Raw genomic sequence first — 22,937 nt, 5'->3', positions numbered from 1 at the left:
AGATGATAAGTGTTTTGTAACTTTAATAGGATATCAGTTGGATGGTTAGACGCAGTTTTTTCATTATTTTTTTATTTTCGTTTTACTCTTGGGCTCAACAACCGCTTACAAGTAATCAAAAATTTCATAAAACTTCAGGAGATGTTTTAGTAGCAGCTTTACCAGCACTAGCTTTGGGTTCAACGTTTATATGGGATGATGAAAGCAATGGAACTCTTCAGTTTACAAAGAGTTTTTTGGCAACTTCTGCCACTGTATATGTGTTAAAATTACTTATTGATAAAGAACGACCAAATGGGGAGAGTTTAAATAGTTTTCCTTCAGGACATACTGCTATATCCTTTTCGAGTGCAGCATTTTTTCAGAAGAGATACGGATGGAAAGTAGGTATTCCAGCATATGCGCTTGCAGCTTACGTAGGATATACTCGTATTAAGTCCGATAAACATGATAAATGGGATGTTTTGGCAGGTGCGCTTATTGGAACTGGTTTTTCTTATTTGTTCACAAAAAAGTATACTAAGGACAGCAAGATAAGTTTATCACTAGGAACAATGGATAGATACACGACAGTTGGATTAACCTATCGATTTTAATTAAAAGTTTAGAGGTACTTTTTTATCTGCGAAATAATATCATCAATGTTAATGGTATCAAAGCAATTCAGATATCCATCAGGGAAATCTTTACCGTAAACAGAAGTCGGAATTAATGGATACTTTTCTAAATCTGGCAGGATTTGATTTTCTATAGGTTGTTTAAATGGTGTGAAACCTAAATAAGGATGTGTTACCCCCCAAATCGTAATTACAGGAACGTCATACATGGCTGCCATATGACCATTTCCTGAATCCATAGAAATCATTACGCTTAAGTTTGCTATGATGTCAAGTTCTTCCTTAAAGCTTACTTTTTGAACTAGAGAGTATACATTGTCATATTTGCTTTCAATAGATTCGAACAGTTGCTTTTGCTCATTGCCCCCACCAAATAGTAATATATTTGTGTTATTAAGGTTGCTCAGGTCGTCAATAAGCTCGTTTAATTTAGTTTCTGGTAGACTTTTACTTTCATAAGCTGCAAATGGCGCTATACCTATTGATTTTTGATCTTTGATAAGGTCTTTTATTGAGCTGGGGATGTTTTTTTTAGAAACTTTATATGGATATGATAGATCAATAGCATATCCCAATTTTCTAAATACATCAGCATAACGCTCATGGGTAGATTTAAGAGGTATTCGTCTTTTATTTTGATCTGGAGCGGTCAATTCCTTTTTTTCTTTCCTCCCTTTATCAATTTGATAAGATTTATAGCCTTTAATTTTGAAGAGAGCGATTAGCGCTTTTGACCTCAGAACATTGTGTAGATCGGCAACATAATCAATATTCAAGCGCAACAATTCCTTATGAAGCCTAAACAAGCCCCAAAAACCTTCATGTTTTCCTTTTAGGTCAGGGCAAAAAATGGAAACTCTTTCCAAATCATCGAAAAAAGGACTAAAAAAAGATCGCGTTACAACAGTAACTTTTACATCGGGATATTGATTTAATAAAGCTCTTAATACAGGCACAGTCATGGCAACGTCTCCCATGGCTGAGAGACGTATTACCAATATATGTTTTGCAGTAGATTTCAAATGAAATTACTTTTGAGATCTAAGTACTGGATTTAGCTCATCGTCATTGTACATTTTCATTTGCTTATACACTTTCATATACTTATCTCCATTTTCAATGTCTTTTAAAAGTGTGTCTATAGCCAAAGATAAATCTGTACGCTGTTCAAGTAAAACATTAAGTTTTTCCAGACAGTTGTTTTTATGTTCTTCTGAGGCATCAGAACGATTAGCCTCTTCATTCATGTGATATACCTTCAAAGCTAAAATAGAAAGTCGATCAATACCCCAAGCCGGGCTTTCAGTATTTATTGTAGCATCATCTTTTGCTGAAACATCTTTGTATTTTTTTAAAAAATAGGCATCAATATATTCAACCATATCTGTTCTGTCTTGATTTGAAGCATCTATTTTTCGCTTTAAATCTAAGGCAGCAACAGGATCTATATTTGGATCTCTAATTATATCTTCATAATGCCATTGAACAGTGTCAATCCAACACTTTCTGTAAAGTAAATGACCAAGTAAATCATCTTGTTCACTATATTTATTGGTGAACTCTTGATATACATCGTCAATGATATGATAGTCATTAATTACTTCTTGAAAAATCTTATTCGCTCTATCTGTAAACATGTTCAAAAATTACTTTAAAGGTCAAAGGTACTATATATAAATTATATGAACCTTTACTTCAGTTGTAAAAGAAACTTAAAGCAGTTTGACCACTCTAAGCTAAGAAAAATGAAATAACTACACTTATTTTAAGCAAAGCGTCTTTCAATAATCTCAAACAACCTTGTTTCGTATTCTTCTTTTTCAGACCAATCGTAATCAGGCTTTACCAATTTGTTAATGAATTTCTTCGCCTCTTTTTCAGTTTTGCAGGTATTTAATTGAGAAATAACTCTATTGAAATCTGTTTGATTTCCTTCGAATAAGTGCTTCACGAAAGCAATTCTATCGTTAAGACCAATTTGAATTGTATTTTGTAAATGATCGTTTAATGATTTTTTAGGTTCAACCTTTTCAAAAAGGTTGGCCATCACATCAACAGGAAGTGTATCATTTAATTCCTCTTCTAGAGTAGGAGTTTTACGCTTGCCTATATCTTCAACATCATTTTTAGTAGTATCATCTTTTTTACTAAATAGTAAATCCTCCAGTTCGTCAAAAGGTTGTTCTGTTATTTCTTCAACTTTTGTAGCAGGCTCACTTTTTTGAACAGGAGTTTCCTCAACTTTTTTTGGTTCCTCAGGTTTCGGTTGTTCAGGCTCTTCCTCTAAAACATGCTTCACAATAGTCTCCTTTTCTATTTCCTTGATTTCTTCAGGAGTTTCAACAGCAGTCTCGGCAACAGGTTTTTCAGGAGTTAAAGGTTCTTCAATTATTTGCTTTTCTGGAATTACCTCGTTTATAGGGGCATTCACCACTTCTTCTTTGATAGCTTCTGCTTTTTTGGTTTCAATCGCTTCTTTTCTCTCCTCGGCTTCAACTACCTTGTTTATTAATTCTTCTTTCGTAACATCTGCATTCGGAGTGGTGTTTATATACTCCTCTACATAAGCTAAAACTGAAAGTTTTTCATAAACTTCGTATGCTTTTTCCTTAAGTGCTAACACATCTTCCTTATTTTTCATTTTTAAAATGCTGTGTGCTAAACTTGTTAAATCGGAGGCTAATTTTTTGTGCATAAGTTGTTTTATGTTTTTAAGTTTTGCTCTTAAATTTTAATAAATTTGTTCTCTATTCGAAAGTAAAAATAAATGTTAATAACAGAGCTTAAAATTACAAAATGTTTCTTGAAAATACAGTAAATTATACAGAACAATTTGGGTGGATAGAAGTAATTTGTGGCTCAATGTTTTCTGGGAAAACGGAAGAACTTATTAGACGCTTAAGAAGGGCACAATTAGCAAAGCAACGCGTTGAAATCTTCAAACCGGAGGTAGATACTCGCTACGACGAGGACGAAGTTGTGTCTCATAATGAAAATAGAATTCGCTCAACACCCGTTCCAGCTTCTTCTAATATCCGACTTTTGGCTAACAATGTTGATGTTGTTGGTATTGATGAAGCACAATTTTTCGATGATGAGATTGTGGCTGTATGTAATGATTTAGCTAACAGAGGAATTCGAGTGATTGTTGCTGGCTTGGATATGGACTTTAAAGGAAACCCATTTGGTCCAATGCCCGCTTTAATGGCAACGGCCGAATATGTAACTAAGGTGCATGCCGTGTGTACTAGAACAGGGAATTTGGCTCATTATAGCTATAGGAAAGCGGCAAATGATGACCTTGTTATGCTTGGAGAAACGCAAGAATACGAACCACTTAGTAGAGCTGCATATTATAAAGCAATGAAAAATTCTAAAACCGAAAAAGATAACTCAGATGAATAATCACGTTACTGTATTAGAAATAGATGCAAATGCAGTTTTGCACAACTTAAATTATTTCAAACAAAAACTGAATCCAACAACGAAAATGTTGGCTGTTGTAAAAGCTTTTGGTTATGGAAGTGAGGCGGTTGAAATTGCAAAAATTGTTCAAGATGAGGTGGATTATTTCGCAGTAGCATATTCACATGAAGGTGTGTTATTGCGTGAAGCTGGAATCAAAACTCCTATTTTAGTTTTACATCCACAAATTCAGAATTTAGAATTGATTGTTAAGCATTATTTAGAACCAAATCTATATAACTTTAAAATATTTGATGCCTTTTTAAAACTAGCAGATGAACGACCTTTAATGAATTACCCAATTCATATAAAGTTTAATACTGGGTTAAACAGATTAGGGTTTTGGCATTCAGATGTTCCAACAATTTTAGCTGAGCTAAAGCAATCCAATAATGTAAAGGTGCAATCTGTTTTTTCTCATTTGGCAGCAAGTGAAGATTTGAATGAACAGGAATTTACCGTTGGGCAAATTAACAACTTTGCTTATATCGTAAAACAGATTTATACGCATTTGGGATACGAACCAATGATTCATATTTTGAATACTTCAGGTGTTGTAAATTATTCAAAAGCGCAGTTTGATATGGTTCGCTTAGGAATTGGCTTATATGGCTTTGGAAATACGCCTGAAGAAACTGCAAAGCTGAAGAATACACACAGCCTTAAATCAATTATTTCTCAAATACATCTTATTCAACCAGGAGAAACGGTTGGCTATAATAGAGCTTTTGTTGCTAGTCAGCCTACACAAAGCGCTACGATTCCAGTTGGACATGCGGATGGAATTTCTCGTAGATTAGGTAATAAGAATGGATTTGTGGTAATCAATAATCAAGTTGCACCTATAATAGGAAATGTTTGTATGGATATGATTATGGTTGATGTTACCAAAATAGATTGCAAAGAAGGTGATGAGGTGGTAATTTTTAATCACCAACAACATGTTGAATACATGGCGCACAAATGTGAAACGATACCTTATGAGATTTTAACTGCTATGTCTCAGCGAATTAAAAGATTGGTGAAACACTAATTTTTTTATACATTTAAATCAATTTAACAGTAAAATCATAAAATATGGGAATGCTCAAAGAGTTTAAAGACTTTGCGATGAAAGGCAACTTGGTAGATATTGCAGTTGGTTTCGTTATGGGAGCCGCTTTTAAACAAGTTGTAACTTCTTTTACAGGGGGAATTGTTTCTCCTTTAATCGGTTTATTATTTAATGCCGACTTCAAAGATTTAAAATTAATTCTTAAAGACGGTGTAGCAAATGATGCTGGCGAAGTAGTAGGAGAAGTAGCGCTGCTCTATGGAGAATTTTTGACCAATATTATTGACTTCATTATTGTTGCTTTTGTAATGTTTATGATTGTGAAAGGAATCAATAAAATGAAGAAAAAAGAAGAGCCTGCTCCAGAGGAGCCAAAAGGACCAAGTCAGGAAGAGTTACTTACAGAGATAAGAGATTTATTAAAAAAATAATCATTAAAAAAGCCTTGAGAAAGTTCTCAAGGCTTTTTTCTTATAAGAATGAAATAAGAATCTTGGAATTAATCTCATTTCTTAATTGATCTATTTTTTCGTACATCGTTGTAAAGAATACTTTCCTGTCTATTTCCGTTTCTCCTGATATCTTTTTAGCCAGTTGCAATTGCTTTTGCAAATACAAATCCATTTCATCACATATATTTGAGTCTTCAATTTTTATATGAGAAAACGAACCATAAGGCATCAGAACACCTTTTTTTATTTCGTTTTTAAAGAAAATAGTGTGATTTAGATTCAATAATTTACTGTAGTAAAGTGTATACCTGAGTTTTTTCTTACTAGGCAAGTTATCAGAATTCATGTTAGTAACATTGTATTCTATTTCTTTAATAATTGAATTAATTTCATCACATAACAACAATGCTTCTTCTTTCCTCAACGTTTTCGTTCGGAAAAAGTAAAATATCTGGTACAGTGAACTATCAATAGTGGTATCACTCCAAATATCAACAATATCGGTTAATTTAAACGTTTCCCTAAAATTATTAGCCTCCTCAATGGCAGCAAATTTTGGGTTAAAGTTGTAAAACGAAACCTTGTTATTAATTGAATTATTCTGTGAAAAGTTTAAATGCACATAAATTCTAAATTTCCAATAAAGATTAGTTGTTTTTACATGATAAAAAGGGATGTCCTTCGCAGAATAAACAACTTGTGTCCTATCTGATGAATGAAAGGTTTTGGTATAGTAAGAAAGTTCCTTGTAAAAATGAATAAGCCCATCAATATTATCTTGAAACTTGTTCTTATTAATTAACAAAGAGTTGTCCGAGGGCAAGTCATACAATTCGTTTAACGATATCTTGTAGTGTCTTGCTAGTTTGACAGCTTCCTTAAAAGTTAATGACGTTCTTCCCTTGATCCTTCTATAAGAAGCATCATAACTCACATCCAATACATCCGCGATTTCCTCTGTAAAAAGTACGTTTTTAGGCAACTTTTGCTTAATAACGTTAAAGAGTTTATCTTTTTCTATACCCATAATGTCTCTTAAATAGTGTTGTCCAACTTAAAAAATGCAAAAAGAGTTTTGTTGATTTTGCATTATTCGCAACCACCTATTGTCTAAATCTTTTTTAATTTGCTCTAAGACTTAGTTTAGGTGAACTGTGGGGGGACATCTATTTAAGGTTAAAAGAAAGTCTTCTCTATGCAGAGAGAAGACTTTTGTTTTGCTCTAAGATATAAAAAAAAATTATAAATGCTTACCTTTATTCCAACCGTTTTTTTCTAGGTATTTTTTTCCACTTTCAACCGCATCATCCTCAATACTAGTACCCATAGAGTCATTCCAACGATTTAAATAACCAAATAAAGATATAACACCAAGCATTTCTACAATTTCTCCTTCGGTCCAATATTTATGAAGTTCAGTATTAATGTTTTCATCAACCATATTCGGAACTTGACTGGCTGCCAAAGAAAAATCTAAAGCGGCTCTTTCCGCATCACTGAAGGCAGGGTGAGTTTTGTACTCCCAAATATTATCTAATTGTTCTTGTTCTGCTCCATAGCGTTCTGCAGCTCTAATAGCATGGGCTTGGCAATATCTACATCCTGTAGCATTACTTGAAACCCAAGCAATCATTCTTTTTAGTGCTGAAGTAACTCGTCCTTTATTTTCCATTACAGCTTTATTCAAATTGATAAAAGCTTGTGAAATGGCAGGTCTATGTTGCATTGTTAAAACCGAATTTGGGCAAAAGCCTAAAGTTTCATTGAAAAAATCAGCTAGTTCTTTTGTTTGCAGATCGTGATCGGCTGATAAAGGGTTTACTAATGGCATAGTCTATACTTTTTGTTTTTATTGATATTTTTTTACAGTAAGTTTGTTTTATAAAACTTTGCAATTACAAAGCAAAGTCGGTAAATATCATATAAAATTACGTAAACAGCAAAAATAAAATATTATGGCAGAACATACGGTTACTACTACTTGGAAGGAGAAAATGGCGTTTGAAACGGATAATCCTTTGGGACACAGTGCTATTATTGATACCACTGAAGAAAATGGAGGTGATGCATCTGGATTGGCGCCAAAAGCAATGATGTTGTCATCTTTAGCTGGGTGTTCAGGTTTGGATATAGTAGCACTCTTAAAGAAAATGAGAGCTGAAGTAGAGGATTTTAAAATGGTTGTTAAAGGAGAATTAACTGAGGAACATCCAAAGTACTATCATACAGTTTGGGTTGATTACCACTTTACAGGTAATGATTTGAAAGAAGATAAAATTGAAAAAGCTGTGAATTTATCTGTGGAAAAATATTGTGGAGTTATGGAAATGTTTCGAAAGTTCGCAGAGGTTAAAATAGATATACATTTTCATAAAAAATAAATTGCATGCGATGGAAATTTAAACCAGAACCTAATGAAGAAGAGGTTGAAAAATTAGCTAGTGAACTGGGAATTGATAAAGTTTTGTCGAAATTATTGGTACAGAGAGGTATCAAGTCATTTGATGAAGCCAAGGATTTTTTTCGTCCTTCACTTGAGAATTTACATGATCCTTTTCTAATGAAGGATATGGATGTAGCTGTTGAGCGTATTGAAAAGGCTATTCAAAATAAAGAGAATATTTTGGTGTATGGAGACTATGATGTAGATGGAACTACAGCTGTTTCACTTATGTATTCTTATTTAATCGAGAGGTGTTCTAATGTGGCAACTTACATTCCAGACAGATACAAAGAAGGATATGGAGTTTCATTGCAAGGTGTTGATTTTGCAGCAGATAACGGGTTTCAATTAATTATAGCATTAGACTGTGGAATTAAAGCTATTGATAAAGTGCAATATGCAAAAGAGAAGAATGTAGACTTTATCATTTGTGATCATCATAAACCTGGTGAAAAAGTTCCCGATGCCGTGGCTGTTTTAAACCCGAAACAAGTAGATTGCTCGTATCCATATAAGGAACTTTGTGGTTGTGGAGTTGGTTTTAAGTTAATAGAGGCGTTGGAATATAGGAACGATGGAGTAATTGAAAATTTAATTCCTTATTTAGATTTGGTAGCCACTGCTGTGGCTGCTGATATTGTTCCTATAACTGGAGAAAATAGAGTACTCGCTTATTTTGGACTTCAAGTAATTAATACAGCTCCTAGAAACGGGATAAAAGCTATTATTCATCAATTAGAGAAAAAGGAATTAACAATTACAGATGTGGTATTTGTTATAGCACCACGTATCAATGCAGCTGGAAGAATAAAGCATGGAAACTTTGCTGTAAGTTTATTAACCGAACTCGATTATGAAGCAGCCTTAGAAGAGGCCGCGAACATAGAAAAGTTTAATGCTGATCGAAAGGAACTAGATGCCGCAATTACTGAAGAAGCGTTAATTCAGATAAAAGATAATAATGAAGAAGAAAAATTTACTACGGTAGTATATGATGAAAATTGGCATAAAGGTGTTATCGGAATAGTTGCTTCCAGATTAACAGAAACATTTTACAGACCAACAATTGTATTTACAAAAAGTGGAGATAAGTTAGCAGCTTCTGCTAGGTCGGTCAAGGGATTTGATGTGTATAATGCAATAGAGGCCTGTTCAGAATATTTAGTTCAATTTGGAGGGCATAAATATGCAGCTGGATTGACCATTTTACCAGAACAATACGAAGACTTCAAGAGAAAATTCGAAGAAGTTGTTGCTAAATCAATATCCAAGGACTTATTGACACCAGAGATTGGAATAGATGCGGAATTAGATTTGTGCTCAATAACTCCTAAGTTTTATAGAATTCTACAACAAATGGCACCTTTTGGTCCGCAAAATATGAAACCTATATTTTATAGTTCAAGTGTTAGAGATAATGGGTATGGTAAACAAGTGGGAAGTGACAAGAGCCATCTAAAACTCAATATTATTTATGGAGCTGACAGAAGAACATATGGTGCTATAGGTTTTAGTTTAGGATCGAAAATAGATTTGGTTGAAAATGGGTTTGATATAGCGTATTGCCTAGATGAAAATACTTGGAATGGAGTAACGTCAATACAATTAGTTCTAAAAGATTTAAAATAGTTTATTTAGAATTAATCTAAATTAATTATATTTGCTCGAGAATTAAATTGATTATGGACGGTATATATAAAATATATAATAATGATATTGGTATTTCTTTTCGTTGGAGAGAGGTCCGATCTAACCTAACTCAAATCATATTTAGAGATACAGGTTTTCATTTAACAACTGAAGAAATTGAACTATTTATAGATAAAATTTGTGATGCTAAAGTTCAAGGCTCTTGTGTTTCTTGTGAAGCATCTGGATCTTGTAGGTCTCTTTTGTTGCAAACACCTTCTGATAAGGTGAGCATGGCGGTATCAATATCTGAACTTTCTCAGATTGAAGACCTATTAAGAGGAACTTTATTCCAAATTAGAATGAATAACTATCTAAACGATTTATGTAAAAACTAATAAGCCTGGTAATGCCAAGCTTTAATTTTCTTTAATTAGGTATAAATATACTGGGTAATGATCACTATAGCCTCCTGTATACTTTCCATAAGAAAAACTTCGAAATGGATACCCCTTAAATTTTCCTGCTTTTTCTGTTAGAAAACGCTTGTTGAAAATGCCAGATTTAAACATTTTAAAGTTTGTAAAATCTTTATTCCCCTTATTTAATATAGGAGAAGTGAACATTATTTGATCGAATAGATTAAATTTACCTCTATAACCTAATGTACTGAAACCCCTGCGAAACATATCTTCGTAGGGGTTAAAAATATCTCCTTCCGATACATTTTTTTTCTTAGATTTTGTTTTTAAAACTTTTTTAAAGCTTGAGTTGGTAGGATCATCATTGAAGTCTCCCATTATTAAAATCTTAGGATTTGGATCATTCAATTTAATTTGTTCAATAATCTGACTCACTTTATAAGCAGCCTTTTCTCTTGAAGGATTCGTCTTTGCAGCACCTCGTCTTCTCGAGGGCCAATGATTCACAATAACATGAATTAATTCATTATCTAAATATCCAGAAACTAATAATATATCACGTGTGTATACTTTTTTGTTTTCGCGATAAATATTCGGATTAAAAACCTCATAATGAATAGGGTTAAAATACTTTTGTTGATATAATAAGGCAACATCAATACCTCGTTTATCTGGAGAGTCAAAATGAACTATTCCGTATTGTTTATCCTTTAAATTATCGGAAGAGATTAAATCTTCAAGAACTTTTTTATTTTCTATTTCAGCAACGCCCAATATTGCAGGACTCGTATTGGCTTTTTCTTTACCAATCTCAGCAATAACACTACTTAATTTATCAATTTTATCTCGATATACTTTTTCTCGATTGCCTTCAATTTCCATGATTGGACTTTTTTCATCTTCTTTATTTGGGTCGTCATATGGATCAAACAAATTCTCTAAATTATAAAAAGCAATAGTTCTTATTTTAAATGTTTTACTTTCTTGACAATAGCATAATATGAAGGAGAAACTTAAAATTACAAAAAGTATATTTTTTTTCATTGTGATGAATTTTTAACCAAAAGTAAGGTAAAAACTTAATTGAAATCAGTTGATATTGAATGATTTATTTATTTTTTTGTAGTTTAGAATTCTCATAATAGAGAACTTAACTAAAATATTTAATTGCTATGAAAAATTTTAGGACAACAATTGTCTTGTTGTTTTGTGTCTGCTTTTCTGTAAATTCTCAAAATATTATAAGAGGAATCGTTTTAAAAGAAGGTTCTGAAGAGCCTTTGAAAGGTGTTTCAGTTGGTATAAAAGAAATTGTAGATCAAATAACAAAAAGCGATGGTAGTTTCATTTTGAAGAAAATTCCAAATGGGAAACATCATATAAGCATATCATTTAAAGGATACGAAACACAAAATTACCCAGTACAGTTATCGGGAGAAAACATTGACCTCGGAATTATTTTATTATACAAAGATCTTAAAGAGGATCAGGATTTAAGCATTATAAGCATAACAGATAATGAGCTTAATGATGATACCAGTATAGCAGATAATATTACTGGATTATTACAGTCATCAGATGATACCTATTTAAGAACGGCCGCTTTCGAATGGAGCTCATCGTTTTTTAGAGTAAGAGGGTTAGATTCTGAATATGGGAAAGTGCTGATTAACGGAGTCGAAGTAAATAAAATTTACAATGGAAGACCACAATGGAGTAACTGGGGAGGTTTAAACCATGTTATGAGGAATCAGGAGTTCAATAGTGGAATAACTCCTTCGATTTATTCTTTTGGAGGTGTTTTGGGAACTACGAATATTAATACAAGAGCCTCTGAGTATGCAAAGGGGATTCGGATTTCTTATGCCTCTTCGAATAGAAGTTATAGACATCGAATAATGGGGACTTATGCTTCGGGTTTATCAAAGAATGGATGGGCTTTTGCAATTTCTGGAGGGAGACGAGCTGGAAATGAAGGATATGTTGATGGTACATTTTACGATGCGAATTCCATGTTTTTATCTGTGGAAAAGCGAATCAATGAAAGTCATAGTTTAAATGTTTCTTTGATTGCAGCGACCAACAAAAGAGGTAAGTCTGCTCCATATACTCAAGAAGTTTTTGATCTAAAAGGTGGTAAATACAATCCGTACTGGGGATATCAAAATGGAGAAGCAAGAAATTCAAGAGTGAGAAATTTGTTCGAACCTATTGCAATACTAAACCATTATTGGAATGTGTCTGAAAATACAAAGTTAAACACTAATTTTTCTTATCAAACAGGGCGAATAGGTAATAGTAAAATTAATTTTAATGGAAGTAGATTGGTAAATGGATGGCCAATTGGGGGAGGGTCGAATCCAGATCCAACATATTATCAGAAATTACCAAGTTTCGCCTTGAGAAATGGAACTGGAACGGAATATGATTTATTACAAGAATTTTTAAATGATGGGCAATGGAATTGGGATGAAATGATTCGTCAAAACCTAGCGGGAACAGAAAGTACAAACTCAAAGTATATTTTATATGAAGATAGAAATGATGACAATCAACTTTCCGTGAATACCATTTTTTCGAGCGAATTAAATGACAACATTACGTTGAATGGCAAAGTTCAATATACAGGAGTAACATCAGAAAATTTTGCCAATGTACTCGACTTACTAGGGGGACAGAGTTTCTTGGATGTTGACACTTTTGGAACAGATTTAATCTCAAAACAAAATGATTTAAGAAACCCAAATAAACTGGTAGTAACAGGAGATCGTTTTGCGTACAATTATATTTTAAATTCGGAAGTGATTAGCGCTTTTTTGCAGGGACAATTCACCTATAGAAAAATGGATTTTTATGCTGCTACTAATATTTCAAGAACTACTTATCAAAGAGAGGGTTTGTACCAAAATGGAAGTTTTGTTAATAATTCATTTGGAAAATCAGAAAAACTACAGTTTACCAATTTCAGCATGAAATCTGGACTTACCTATAAATTTTCTGGCAGTCACTTATTAGATATTAATGGAGGCTATATTTCTAAGGCACCAACATTAAGAAATTCATTTTCAAATCCAAGAGAAAACAACGAAACGGTGAGTAATTTGAATAGTGAAAACATTATGTCTTTTGATATGAGCTATATTTTACGAACACCTAATTTAAAGGCAAAGCTTAGCGGATATTATATTGGCATTAAAGATGCTACTGAAATAGCATTTTTTTTTGCTGACGGAATTGGAGGAAATAATGCGGCTTTTGTTCAAGAGATCCTTACAGGAATTGAAAAAAGACATTTTGGAACTGAGTTTGGAGTTGAAGCATCACTAACGCCATCAATAAAATTGAAAGGAGCGGCAAACATTGGTCAATATATTTATAGCAATAATCCATTAATCTATCTTACTTCAGACTCTTCATTGCCCAATAGCTTTCAATCGACTCAAAAAACCTATTTAAAAAATTACAGAATCGCCTCTGGTCCTCAAAAAGCATATTCCATAGGTTTTGAATATCGTGATCCAGATTATTGGTGGTTCGGAGCTACTGCGAATTATTTGGACGATACTTTTGTTGATGTGGCTCCTTTAAAAAGAACACAAAACTTTGCCGTTGATTCCGACGGGATTCAATTTTCTGATTACAACCCTGAAATTGCTCGAAGACTTTTAACACAAGAAAAGTTCGAAAGTTATATGATGGTAAACATGGTGGGCGGTAAATCTTGGAAAATTGGAGATTACTATCTAGGTTTCTTCGCGAGTATTAATAACCTACTTAACAGAGAATACAAATCTGGTGGTTTTGAACAAGGCAGAAATGCCAATTACAGAACCGCTAAGGCTGATGCTGATTTGTCGGCACCAATCTTTGGAAATAAATATTGGTACGGAAGAGGAACAACGTATTTTATGAATGTCTATGTAAGATTTTAATTTAAAGTAAACAAAAAATGAAAATGAAAAGTATAATTAAATTGACCGTTTTATTCCTTCTCTTTGGAATAGTTATTTCATGTATAGATACTGGAGATTACAGCCTGCCAGAAATTGAAATAGAAGAGCCAAACGTAACCGTTAATAGTTCTATTGAAACATTAATAGCAACCTTTGAAGACAGTGGTAATGATGTGTTAGATTTTGATTCAATGGGAAGTGGTTTGACAATAGAAGGCTTTGTTGTATCGAGTGATGAAGCTGGAAACATATATAAAACGTTGACCATTCAGAACAAACCGGAAAACCCAACGGCTGCTATTCAAATATCCATTGATGCGGTTGATATGTACACTTTTTATAACGTTGGAAGAAAGGTGTACATAAAGCTAGATGGTTTGGGAATGCATGACAATAATGGTGTGTTGGAAATTGGTAAAATTAACGGAGCAACTATTGAAAGAATACCTTTTTTTAAAGATGTGGAAAAGGATTATGTTTTAAGATCTTCTGAAGTTGTTGAAATTATACCGAGAGAAATAAATAGCGTAGCCGATTTGAACAAATCGCATATAAGCATGCTCATTACTTTAAGTAATATGCAAGCAGAGAATAAAGGACAGATGTATGGAGATTTGGATAACACTTTCAATGTAAATCGAGTATTTAATAGCTGTACTGACGGAGAGCGTATAATAATGAGAAATAGTGGCTTTGCCGATTTCAAAGCTCAGTCTATTCCGGATATGAGTGGAAAGATAACTGCGATAGTTGGAAATTATAGAGGAGATTTTCAGTTGTTTATTAGAGATACCAACGATGTAGATTTTACTGAAAGTAGATGTGATCCTGTTTTTGGTGAAGATTTTCAAAATGTAACAAACAATACGAATCTAGATATTGATGGATGGATTAACTATGCCGAGGCTGGGTCTAAAGTTTGGACAGAAAAAGTATATCAAAGAAATGGTTATGCTGAGTTTAATCCGTTTCGTTCAGGAGATAATTTAAATATTGCTTGGTTGATAACACCTGGAATTAATTTAGATGAACATCAGGGAGAAGTGTTAACATTTCAAACACAACATGCGTATCCAGATGAAGGGCACGATCCATTGGAAGTACTAATTTCTACAGATTTTAGTGGTGAAGAAGATGGAATTGGAAACGCTACTTGGATACCATTATCGTTTAAGGTTAGTTATCTGGAAAATTTCTCATCTTGGTTTACATTTACTGATTCGGGTGAAATAGATTTATCAACGTATTCAGGGACTGCTTATATTGCTTTTAAGTATACTGGGAGTGATACAAATAATGAAAATATGACCTTGAATATTGAAAAAGTCAAGGTTTCTGAGAACTAAAGAAAATATAAAACCCGAGCCATTTGACTCGGGTTCTTTATGAATTTATGCGTTTATTCTATTCTTTAATTAATTGTTGGGTATAAGTATTGCTGGTGTTAGAAAGGGAAATAAAATAAATTCCAGAGGAAAAATCTGTAATATCAATTGTTTGTTTATTATTCTTCATTGATATTGTGTGCAATAGTTTACCATTAGCATTATATATGGTTACTTTTTTATGTTTCCATAATTCATTTTGTACTTGAACTGAAAACACTTTCCCTTTCAAAGGATTTGGAGAAACCAATATAACTTCGTTATTATTTACCAAGGTTGGAACAACATCAAGACTGTTAGTTCTCGTTGTTCCACAAGTTCCAATTCGTCTCCAACCGCTAGAGGTTCTTTCGTATAGAGTGTTAAAATACACTACTCGATCGCCAGTTTGATAATTTTGATTGGCGTTGTATTGAGGTACACCAGCACAAATATCAGGATCAGGATCTGTTCCTCCACCTTCAGCAATAGTTACAGAGTAATCTTCAACTTCACCATAGTTAAAAGATCCACATGGAGATGAGATTTTGTTGTACTGCATGCTAACACGCATTCTGGTTTTTCCAAGTTTTGCTGTTGAAGGAATACTAAAACTTCCACTTACAGGTGATTCTGTTGAGGCTGCTTTACTCCATACGAGTTCTCCAGCGTCTTCAAAATCCGAATCTTGGTTGAGGTCAATCCATACGGCATACCCTTCTTTATAACTTCTTCCTGTCCATTTTGGAGTGATGCTAATCGTGTGAGAAGTATTCTGTTTTAGTTCTGTATTTTGAGAAGTGAAATCCTGATAACCAGTTTGAGCTGAAGAGTTGTTGTTAATACTCCCAATGGTAACATTTTGAATGTACTCATCGCTAACATTATTACCTTTTGAAGTACAATAAGAAGGAGTGGTTACACTTCCTTTACTTTTTGCTACCTCTATTAAGTACTCAAGTCCAAGTTTTGCAAACTTAGCTGCATGTATTGCGTTTGCAGTAGGAAACCTGTCGGAGGTATCTCTAGTGGTATGAATATATGGATTTGATCCGTTAAAAGAAGCCTCAAAAGGAAAAGCCGCAGGGTATCCTTGTTGAGCCCAGCTATAATGGTCAGAACACCCGTAATTACATCTTGTATAATCATAAGTAAATTTATGATCTCCCGAAGTATTGTAATGATCCATTAAACTCGCCAAAAAAGAATTTAATGCAGTACTGTTATAACTGTCATCAGAAATATATACATCCTTTTGAGAGCCTTTATAGTTTGTCATGTCGAATTGAACATAAGAAAGAACATTTACATTTCTGTTCTTATAATCTTCGGCTATTTCTCTTGAACCTCTTAAACCAACTTCTTCAGCGGCATATGCCATAAACTCAATAGTTCGTTTTGGTTTGAAATTCATTTGAAATAATACGCGTGCAACTTCTGTAATGGTGGCTATCCCAGAGGCGTTGTCATCAGCACCAGGTGCATTGGTTTCTCTTTCAGGACTTACAGAGTCAATATGTCCACCAATAATTACGTATTCATTTGGTAAATCTTGACCTTGAATTGTCATCACAACAGAAGGCATAGAAGTACTTTGATGTTCCACAATTTTAACAGAAACATCTGTTCGACCACTGGAAATCGTTTCCCATTTTTGTTTTAAGTCCAAAACTGATTGCCTCGCTTTTTGTGTGGTATGATACCTTGTTCCATAAGCTTCTAACTCTCTTATATGAGTATCAATATTAGCATTGTTAACCAAAGCAATCCCTTGATTGACCAGTTGATCTTCGGAAATTGAATAGCTAGCTGTTTTCTGCTGTCTTCTGGCTTGATGATTGCGAATTGTGTTCAAAGCCTGCGCTTCCGATTTCTCAAAAATAAAACCAGGCCCATGAGTTAAAACCATGTGATGTAGTTTTTCAGCAGCTTTATCACTCAGTTTAACGGCGCTATATCCATTTAAGGAGGAAATGATTTTGATATCATTTGGGGCTAATTTTTTCAACCTTACAGCATATTCTGTTTCAATAGTGCCATAAAACATGTCATTTTTTTGAGCATAAGTCTTGCTCAAATTTAGGCATAGAAATGCCATACAAATAAGTAAATACTTGTTTTTCATTTTAGAAGGGTTTAAAGTTTATTTTATTCGTAAACTTATGAATAAGTTTAGGGTTAAAAATAGTGTATCTTATTTATAATCAGAAGGTAAGTGCGTTTTTTTATTTGAGTAAAATGCAAAAAGTTGAGGTAGGGTGTTTTCATTGTAAATAGCTTTGAAAATTTTTCTGCATCTTTATCATAGTAAAAGGTAAGGTTATGTCTTCAAATCATAGAATTTCTAGGGCTTTTTTAAATGCAAGAAAATTGGATCTTTCTAAGGATTCGAAATATATTTTATTTTCTGATTGCCATCGAGGCGATAATAGTTTCGCTGATGATTTTTCTCATAACAGAAAAATTTACCATTATGCCTTATCAGAATATTTAAATAAACAATTCACCTATATTGAACTTGGTGATGGCGATGAGTTATGGGAAAATAAGTTCGACGCCATTTTTAATGCAAATAAAGATGTTTATCTTTTATTAAAAGAATTTCACGAGCAGGGGCGGTTACATTTTATTTGGGGAAATCATGATATGGATTATAGAAATCCAAAGAAGATTGCTAAGAACTTACATTACTATTACGATACGGTTGATGACAAAGAAAAGGAGTTTATGATAGGAGCTTCTTTTTCTGAAGGTATTCGACTTACGCAAAATGATGGTAAGAGTATTTTTTTATTGCACGGACACCAAGCCGATTGGTTCAACTATAACTTTTGGAAACTTAGTAGGTTTTTAGTTAGAATATTATGGAGACCCTTGCAAGTTCTTGGAGTAAAAGATCCAACGAGTCCTGCTCAAAACCATAAAGGATTAATTAGAGTGGAGCGTCGATTAGAGAAGTGGGTTAAGGAAAATAATAATCAGATGATTGTTACTGGACATACTCACAGACCAAGATTTCCTTCAACAAATGAACCACCGCATTTTAATGATGGAAGTTGTGTTCATCCTCGATGTATTACTGGATTAGAGATTGAAAATAATGAAATTACGCTGGTCAAATGGCACTTGGTAACAAATAGTAGTGGTGTAATGCAAATTAAAAGAGATGTTTTGGAAGGACCGAGTAGTTTATCTCATTATATATAACATGTTAAGATAACAATTATTTAAGGTTAAGTTAATCGTTATATAACGATGAAGAGGTAGTTTTGTCCATCTTTAAATTTGAGAACTAGTCATAATTTAGTTTTTGTCGACTATTTAATATGGCGTACTGTATTTGGCCAAAGCAGTTTTTTAATAACATTGACTTAACATTTAATTAACGTTGGGTTTGGTTCTTTGCGACCGACAAAAACTAAATCTAATGAACTATAAAAACGTGCTCATTTCTATGGGCATGCTTGCGTCTTTGAGCGTCTATTCACAAAAAATCGCGGAGCAACCTACTACTATCAATACAAAGAAATTTGGAAAAGGAATCTTGAATATTGTTGATAAAGACAGTACTTGGTCAATGAAATTTTCCGCAAGAATGCAGTTTTTAACAAAAGCAAATTGGAGTGCAGAACCTGGAGCGGAGTCATCTACTTCATTCGCCGTTAGGAGAGCGCGTTTAAAATTTAATGGATTTGCTTTTTCTCCCAAGTTAACTTATAAAATAGAGTTAGGTTTATCCAACAATGATATTGGAGGTGCTAACGAGTTTACAAACAACGCACCTCGTGTAATTTATGATGCCGTAGTAAAGTGGAATTTCTATGAAAATTTTGAACTTTGGATGGGGCAAACGAAACTTCCAGGTAACCGTGAACGAGTTATTTCATCAGGAGATATGCAATTAGTAGATCGATCGTTATTGAACAGACATTTTAATATTGATCGTGATATGGGAATGCAATTAAGACATCACTTTAATTTAACAGATAAATTTTTAGTCAGAGAAATTTTTGCGATTTCTCAAGGTGAAGGTAGAAATATTACTACAGGAAATCTTGGTGGTTTCCAGTATACTTCAAGAATTGAAATGCTACCATTTGGTATGTTTACAGGGTCAAAGGGAGATTATAAAGGAGCTGATTTAAAGAGAGAAGAGAAGCCTAAACTAGCAGTAGGAGTTACCTATGATTTCAATAATAAAGCAGTGAAAACTAGAAGTAATATGGGAAGTTATATGAGGAATGATGTGGGTTTTCATGAAACCAATATTTCAACCATTTTTGCTGATGCGATGTTTAAATACAAAGGGTTCTCTTTTATGGGGGAGTATGCGTACAGAGATGCGAAAGACGCTATAGCAAAAAACTCTGATGGGTCTTTAGCTTTAGATGATAATGGAAGTCAAGTATCCGTTTTAGAAGGAAGTGCTTTGAATTTACAAGGAGGTTATTTATTCAAAAAGAACTGGGAAGTTTCTGGAAGATATGGTAATGTTTCTTTTGGAGAATTAACAGGGAAGTCTGATGTAAATAATTACACATTAGGTCTTTCAAAGTATATCGTAGGACATAAATTAAAAGTTCAAACAGATATTAGTTATATCGATGAAATGTTTACTGATAATAGGTTTTTATATCGACTTCAAGTAGATATTCACTTTTAAAAAAATGATAACATAAAAATAACATTTGTGATTTTACGTGTTAGTAATTTTGCATCACTAAATTTATAAACTACAGAATGGGAGATCCATATATTTTAATGCTTGTCGCGCTAGCTGTTTTAGCTTTAGCGGATTTAGTTGTGGGGGTAAGTAACGATGCCGTTAACTTTTTAAATTCAGCAATTGGTTCAAAGGCAATACCAATTAAAACAATTATGATTATTGCCAGTTTTGGAGTGTTCATTGGAGCGGTTACTTCAAGTGGTATGATGGAAGTGGCACGTAAGGGTATTTTTAACCCAAATATGTTCATGTTTGAAGAAATTATGTACATATTTATGGCAGTAATGATTACAGATATTCTACTACTCGATATCTTTAACTCATTTGGAATGCCTACATCAACAACCGTATCTATTGTATTTGAATTACTAGGGGCAGCTGTGGCAATGGCCTTGATAAAAATTTCAGCAAGTGACACTCAAACAATTGCTGATATTTGGTCTTATATTAATGATAAGAAAGCGATGGAAATCATTTCTGGAATTGTTATTTCGGTAATTGTCGCATTCACAGTCGGGGCAATCGTTCAGTATTTTTCAAGATTGATTTATTCTTTTGATTTTGAAAAAAGACCTGCGTATATCAATGCTTTATTTGGAGGATTTGCTATTACTGCAATTACTTACTTCATTATTATTAAAGGATTAAAAGGAACGCCATTCTATGGAAATGTAAAAGGTCTAATTGAAGGGAACTCTGTAGCAATTGTTGCGGGAAGTTTTGCTCTTTGGGCGTTAATATCACATGCAATAGTTAAGTTTTTTAAAGTAAATATACTGGTAGTTATTATTGCTGTCGGAACATTTTCTTTGGCAATGGCATTTGCAGGAAATGACTTGGTAAACTTTATCGGTGTGCCTATTGCTGCCTTAAATTCTTATGAGGCTTGGCAAGCATCAGGTGTTGCTGCTGATCAGTTTTCAATGGGTGTTTTAGCAAAAAAAGTACCTTCTAACGTTTGGTTACTATTATTAGCAGGAGCTGTAATGGTAATTACATTATGGACTTCTAAAAAAGCAAAGGCCGTAATTGAAACAGGAATTAACTTATCAAGACAAGGTGAAGGGCAAGAAAAGTTCCAGCCTAATAACTTATCAAGAATAGTGGTGAGGTTGGCTATGTTTACTAACCAAGGAATTAACCTAGTAATACCATCTAAAACTCAAAATTATATTAATTCAAAATTTGAGAAACCGACAATTAAACTACCGAAAGATAAAGTGTATGAGTTACCAGCTTTTGACTTGGTAAGAGCTGCTGTAAATTTAATTATGGCCAGTATTTTAATTTCTATAGCAACCTCAATGAAATTACCTTTATCAACTACTTATGTAACATTTATGGTAGCAATGGGTACTTCGTTAGCTGATAGAGCTTGGGGGCGTGAAAGTGCTGTATATAGAGTTGCTGGTGTATTCAATGTAATTGGTGGTTGGTTTTTAACAGCAATCGTTGCATTCACGGCAGCGGGTATTGTAGCTTATTTAATTAGCTGGCATATTGCAATGATACCAGTGTTATTGTTATTAATCATTGGGTTAGTTACAAGAACAAGTATCATGTACTCAAGAAAGTCAAAAGAAGAAAAGAAACAGATTTATGTTGAAAGAGCTGAGTTAATATCTATCAATGGTGTAATTGAAGAAAGTTCGGATCATATTGCTGGAGTTGCTGCAAGAATCAATAAATTATTCTCGAGTGTAGTAAATGATTTAGCTAATCATGATTTGATTAAGTTACGTAAAACGGATAAGCACGTTACAAAGTTAAATGATGAAATTGATAGCTTAAAAGACGGTGTATTCTATTTTATCAAATCATTAGATGATAGTTCAGTTCAAGCGAGTAGATTCTACATTTTAATTCTTGGTTATTTACAAGATGTAGCGCAGTCTATTAGTTATATCTCCAGAGCAACATACAAACACGTTAATAACAATCACAAGAACCTTAAAAAAGGTCAGTTAAAAGATTTAAAAGAAATTGATGGCACTTTATCATCGTTACTTGGAAACATTAAAGATGTTTTTGAGCAACGTAATTTTGATAAACTTGCAGCCATTATTGAAGAAAAGCGTGCATTATTGAAAGAGGTTTCTCGTTCAATAGAAAAGCAAGTAGATAGAATTAGAACGGATGAAACAAGTCCAAAAAATACAACATTATACTTTAGTATTTTATTAGAAACACAAGATTTAGTATCAGGTCTTGTAAGTTTACTTGAAACTTATGAAGAGTTTCATATAAGTTCTAAAGATTTACAATAACAGTTAGTTTTTTGTTTTTGAACCCTTGCAATATAATTGCAAGGGTTTTTTAATTAAAAAAATAGCTGATGAAAAAAATATATTATTGTTTTTTTGGGATTTGTTAGTCTTGCTTCTTTTGCCCAAAAAAGCCTATCGAGTAAATTGGGAAATGTTACCAAAGAAGAACTTGAAATGGTAATCTATAATAATGATATAATTGCTGGAGCGTTAGTTTTAAAAGAGCATGAAAACTATTATATAGATAAAAAAAGGCGACATTGCTGCCGCCTTGAGTGTTTTCACAACGGAATAATCCTTATTGTGAATTGATTATCAAATTGTATTACTGCCAAGATACTTGTTTTTTTTGAAAAGCTTAACATTTTTAGGATAAAGTTGTTATGGCTATTTTAGTACTTTTATCCCTCTGCAAAAGGACTTTTACTTATCTATTCCTACATTAAGTAATTTTGTCTTTAGTTAAGGTTAGTAAAATGTAAATTATTAAAAACTCTTTGTAAGAGTAGCCTGAGTAATTGTTCAATGATTAGTAGAGATTTGCT

Annotated in this window: 19 protein-coding genes; 12 read left to right on the top strand and 7 right to left on the bottom strand. The window is 33.2% G+C overall.

Annotated features, from left to right (window positions below; genetic code table 11):
- Nucleotides 1-41 precede the first annotated feature (41 nt).
- A complete protein-coding gene (locus ACKTTV_RS03875) occupies nucleotides 42-596 on the top strand; it encodes a phosphatase PAP2 family protein (RefSeq protein WP_408029499.1) in 555 nt (184 codons plus the stop codon).
- Nucleotides 597-604: 8 nt separating this feature from the next.
- On the opposite strand, the gene ACKTTV_RS03870 is transcribed toward ACKTTV_RS03875, so the two are convergent.
- The 3 genes from ACKTTV_RS03870 to ACKTTV_RS03860 all read right to left on the bottom strand — a co-directional run bounded on the left by ACKTTV_RS03870 (nucleotide 605) and on the right by ACKTTV_RS03860 (nucleotide 3,312).
- Nucleotides 605-1,639, bottom strand: coding sequence for a glycosyltransferase family 9 protein (locus ACKTTV_RS03870; protein ID WP_408029498.1), 1,035 nt, complete (start codon nucleotides 1,637-1,639; stop codon nucleotides 605-607).
- A gap of 6 nt (nucleotides 1,640-1,645) precedes the next feature.
- Nucleotides 1,646-2,254 carry a DUF4254 domain-containing protein gene (locus ACKTTV_RS03865; RefSeq protein ID WP_408029497.1) on the bottom strand — a complete coding sequence of 203 codons (609 nt, stop codon included), beginning with the start codon at nucleotides 2,252-2,254 and terminating at the stop codon, nucleotides 1,646-1,648.
- A gap of 128 nt (nucleotides 2,255-2,382) precedes the next feature.
- Entirely contained in the window at nucleotides 2,383-3,312 is a 930-nt protein-coding gene (locus ACKTTV_RS03860) for a hypothetical protein (RefSeq protein WP_408029496.1), read from the bottom strand.
- A 101-nt stretch (nucleotides 3,313-3,413) separates the two neighbouring features.
- Here ACKTTV_RS03860 and ACKTTV_RS03855 point away from each other — a divergent pair, with 101 nt between their 5' ends.
- Genes ACKTTV_RS03855 through mscL form a run of 3 tightly spaced genes read left to right on the top strand, consistent with a single transcriptional unit; the run spans nucleotide 3,414 to nucleotide 5,567 of the window.
- The gene (locus ACKTTV_RS03855) at nucleotides 3,414-4,022 is read left to right on the top strand and encodes a thymidine kinase (protein ID WP_408029495.1); all 609 of its coding nucleotides are present in this window, start codon (nucleotides 3,414-3,416) and stop codon (nucleotides 4,020-4,022) included.
- A complete protein-coding gene (gene alr, locus ACKTTV_RS03850; RefSeq protein ID WP_408029494.1) occupies nucleotides 4,015-5,115 on the top strand; it encodes an alanine racemase in 1,101 nt (366 codons plus the stop codon). The genes ACKTTV_RS03855 and alr overlap by 8 nt, the downstream gene beginning before the upstream one ends.
- Before the next feature lie 50 nt (nucleotides 5,116-5,165).
- On the top strand, nucleotides 5,166-5,567 hold the full coding sequence (gene mscL, locus ACKTTV_RS03845) for a large-conductance mechanosensitive channel protein MscL (RefSeq protein WP_408029760.1): 402 nt from the start codon (nucleotides 5,166-5,168) through the stop codon (nucleotides 5,565-5,567).
- A 40-nt stretch (nucleotides 5,568-5,607) separates the two neighbouring features.
- On the opposite strand, the gene ACKTTV_RS03840 is transcribed toward mscL, so the two are convergent.
- Nucleotides 5,608-6,615, bottom strand: a complete 1,008-nt coding sequence (locus tag ACKTTV_RS03840; protein ID WP_408029493.1) for a hypothetical protein — start codon at nucleotides 6,613-6,615, stop codon at nucleotides 5,608-5,610.
- Nucleotides 6,616-6,828: 213 nt separating this feature from the next.
- The gene (locus ACKTTV_RS03835) at nucleotides 6,829-7,419 is read right to left on the bottom strand and encodes a carboxymuconolactone decarboxylase family protein (protein WP_408029492.1); all 591 of its coding nucleotides are present in this window, start codon (nucleotides 7,417-7,419) and stop codon (nucleotides 6,829-6,831) included.
- Nucleotides 7,420-7,543: 124 nt separating this feature from the next.
- Here ACKTTV_RS03835 and ACKTTV_RS03830 point away from each other — a divergent pair, with 124 nt between their 5' ends.
- The 3 genes from ACKTTV_RS03830 to ACKTTV_RS03820 are packed head-to-tail and all read left to right on the top strand — an operon-like array spanning nucleotide 7,544 to nucleotide 10,058.
- Nucleotides 7,544-7,969, top strand: a complete 426-nt coding sequence (locus ACKTTV_RS03830) for an OsmC family protein (RefSeq protein ID WP_408029491.1) — start codon at nucleotides 7,544-7,546, stop codon at nucleotides 7,967-7,969.
- Between the two features lie 5 nt (nucleotides 7,970-7,974).
- On the top strand, nucleotides 7,975-9,660 hold the full coding sequence (recJ, locus tag ACKTTV_RS03825; RefSeq protein ID WP_408029490.1) for a single-stranded-DNA-specific exonuclease RecJ: 1,686 nt from the start codon (nucleotides 7,975-7,977) through the stop codon (nucleotides 9,658-9,660).
- A 53-nt stretch (nucleotides 9,661-9,713) separates the two neighbouring features.
- Nucleotides 9,714-10,058, top strand: coding sequence for a hypothetical protein (locus ACKTTV_RS03820; RefSeq protein ID WP_408029489.1), 345 nt, complete (start codon nucleotides 9,714-9,716; stop codon nucleotides 10,056-10,058).
- Nucleotides 10,059-10,079: 21 nt separating this feature from the next.
- On the opposite strand, the gene ACKTTV_RS03815 is transcribed toward ACKTTV_RS03820, so the two are convergent.
- Nucleotides 10,080-11,126, bottom strand: a complete 1,047-nt coding sequence (locus ACKTTV_RS03815) for an endonuclease/exonuclease/phosphatase family protein (RefSeq protein WP_408029488.1) — start codon at nucleotides 11,124-11,126, stop codon at nucleotides 10,080-10,082.
- 128 nt (nucleotides 11,127-11,254) lie between these two features.
- On the opposite strand from ACKTTV_RS03815, the gene ACKTTV_RS03810 reads away from it, so the two are divergent.
- Both ACKTTV_RS03810 and ACKTTV_RS03805 read left to right on the top strand, forming a co-directional pair.
- Nucleotides 11,255-14,014, top strand: coding sequence for a carboxypeptidase-like regulatory domain-containing protein (locus ACKTTV_RS03810; protein WP_408029487.1), 2,760 nt, complete (start codon nucleotides 11,255-11,257; stop codon nucleotides 14,012-14,014).
- 23 nt (nucleotides 14,015-14,037) lie between these two features.
- Entirely contained in the window at nucleotides 14,038-15,381 is a 1,344-nt protein-coding gene (locus tag ACKTTV_RS03805; protein ID WP_408029486.1) for a DUF5689 domain-containing protein, read from the top strand.
- Nucleotides 15,382-15,439: 58 nt separating this feature from the next.
- Here ACKTTV_RS03805 and ACKTTV_RS03800 read toward each other — a convergent pair whose 3' ends face one another.
- Nucleotides 15,440-17,524 (bottom strand): M20/M25/M40 family metallo-hydrolase, encoded by a 2,085-nt coding sequence (locus tag ACKTTV_RS03800; RefSeq protein ID WP_408029485.1) that lies wholly within the window; start codon nucleotides 17,522-17,524, stop codon nucleotides 15,440-15,442.
- 197 nt (nucleotides 17,525-17,721) lie between these two features.
- Between ACKTTV_RS03800 and ACKTTV_RS03795 the strand changes: the two genes are divergently transcribed.
- The 3 genes from ACKTTV_RS03795 (at nucleotide 17,722) to ACKTTV_RS03785 (ending at nucleotide 22,392) form a co-directional block, all read left to right on the top strand.
- Nucleotides 17,722-18,606 carry a metallophosphoesterase gene (locus tag ACKTTV_RS03795; RefSeq protein WP_408029484.1) on the top strand — a complete coding sequence of 295 codons (885 nt, stop codon included), beginning with the start codon at nucleotides 17,722-17,724 and terminating at the stop codon, nucleotides 18,604-18,606.
- 220 nt (nucleotides 18,607-18,826) lie between these two features.
- On the top strand, nucleotides 18,827-20,062 hold the full coding sequence (locus ACKTTV_RS03790) for a porin (RefSeq protein WP_408029483.1): 1,236 nt from the start codon (nucleotides 18,827-18,829) through the stop codon (nucleotides 20,060-20,062).
- A 77-nt stretch (nucleotides 20,063-20,139) separates the two neighbouring features.
- Nucleotides 20,140-22,392 (top strand): inorganic phosphate transporter, encoded by a 2,253-nt coding sequence (locus tag ACKTTV_RS03785; protein WP_408029482.1) that lies wholly within the window; start codon nucleotides 20,140-20,142, stop codon nucleotides 22,390-22,392.
- The last annotated feature ends 545 nt before the right edge of the window (nucleotides 22,393-22,937 follow it).

It is taken from the genome of Tenacibaculum xiamenense (assembly GCF_964513065.1).
Classification (GTDB): Bacteria; Bacteroidota; Bacteroidia; order Flavobacteriales; family Flavobacteriaceae; genus Polaribacter; species Polaribacter xiamenense.
The sequence above is the reverse complement of the archived record's forward strand: the minus strand, read 5'-3'. Positions and strand labels throughout refer to the sequence as shown.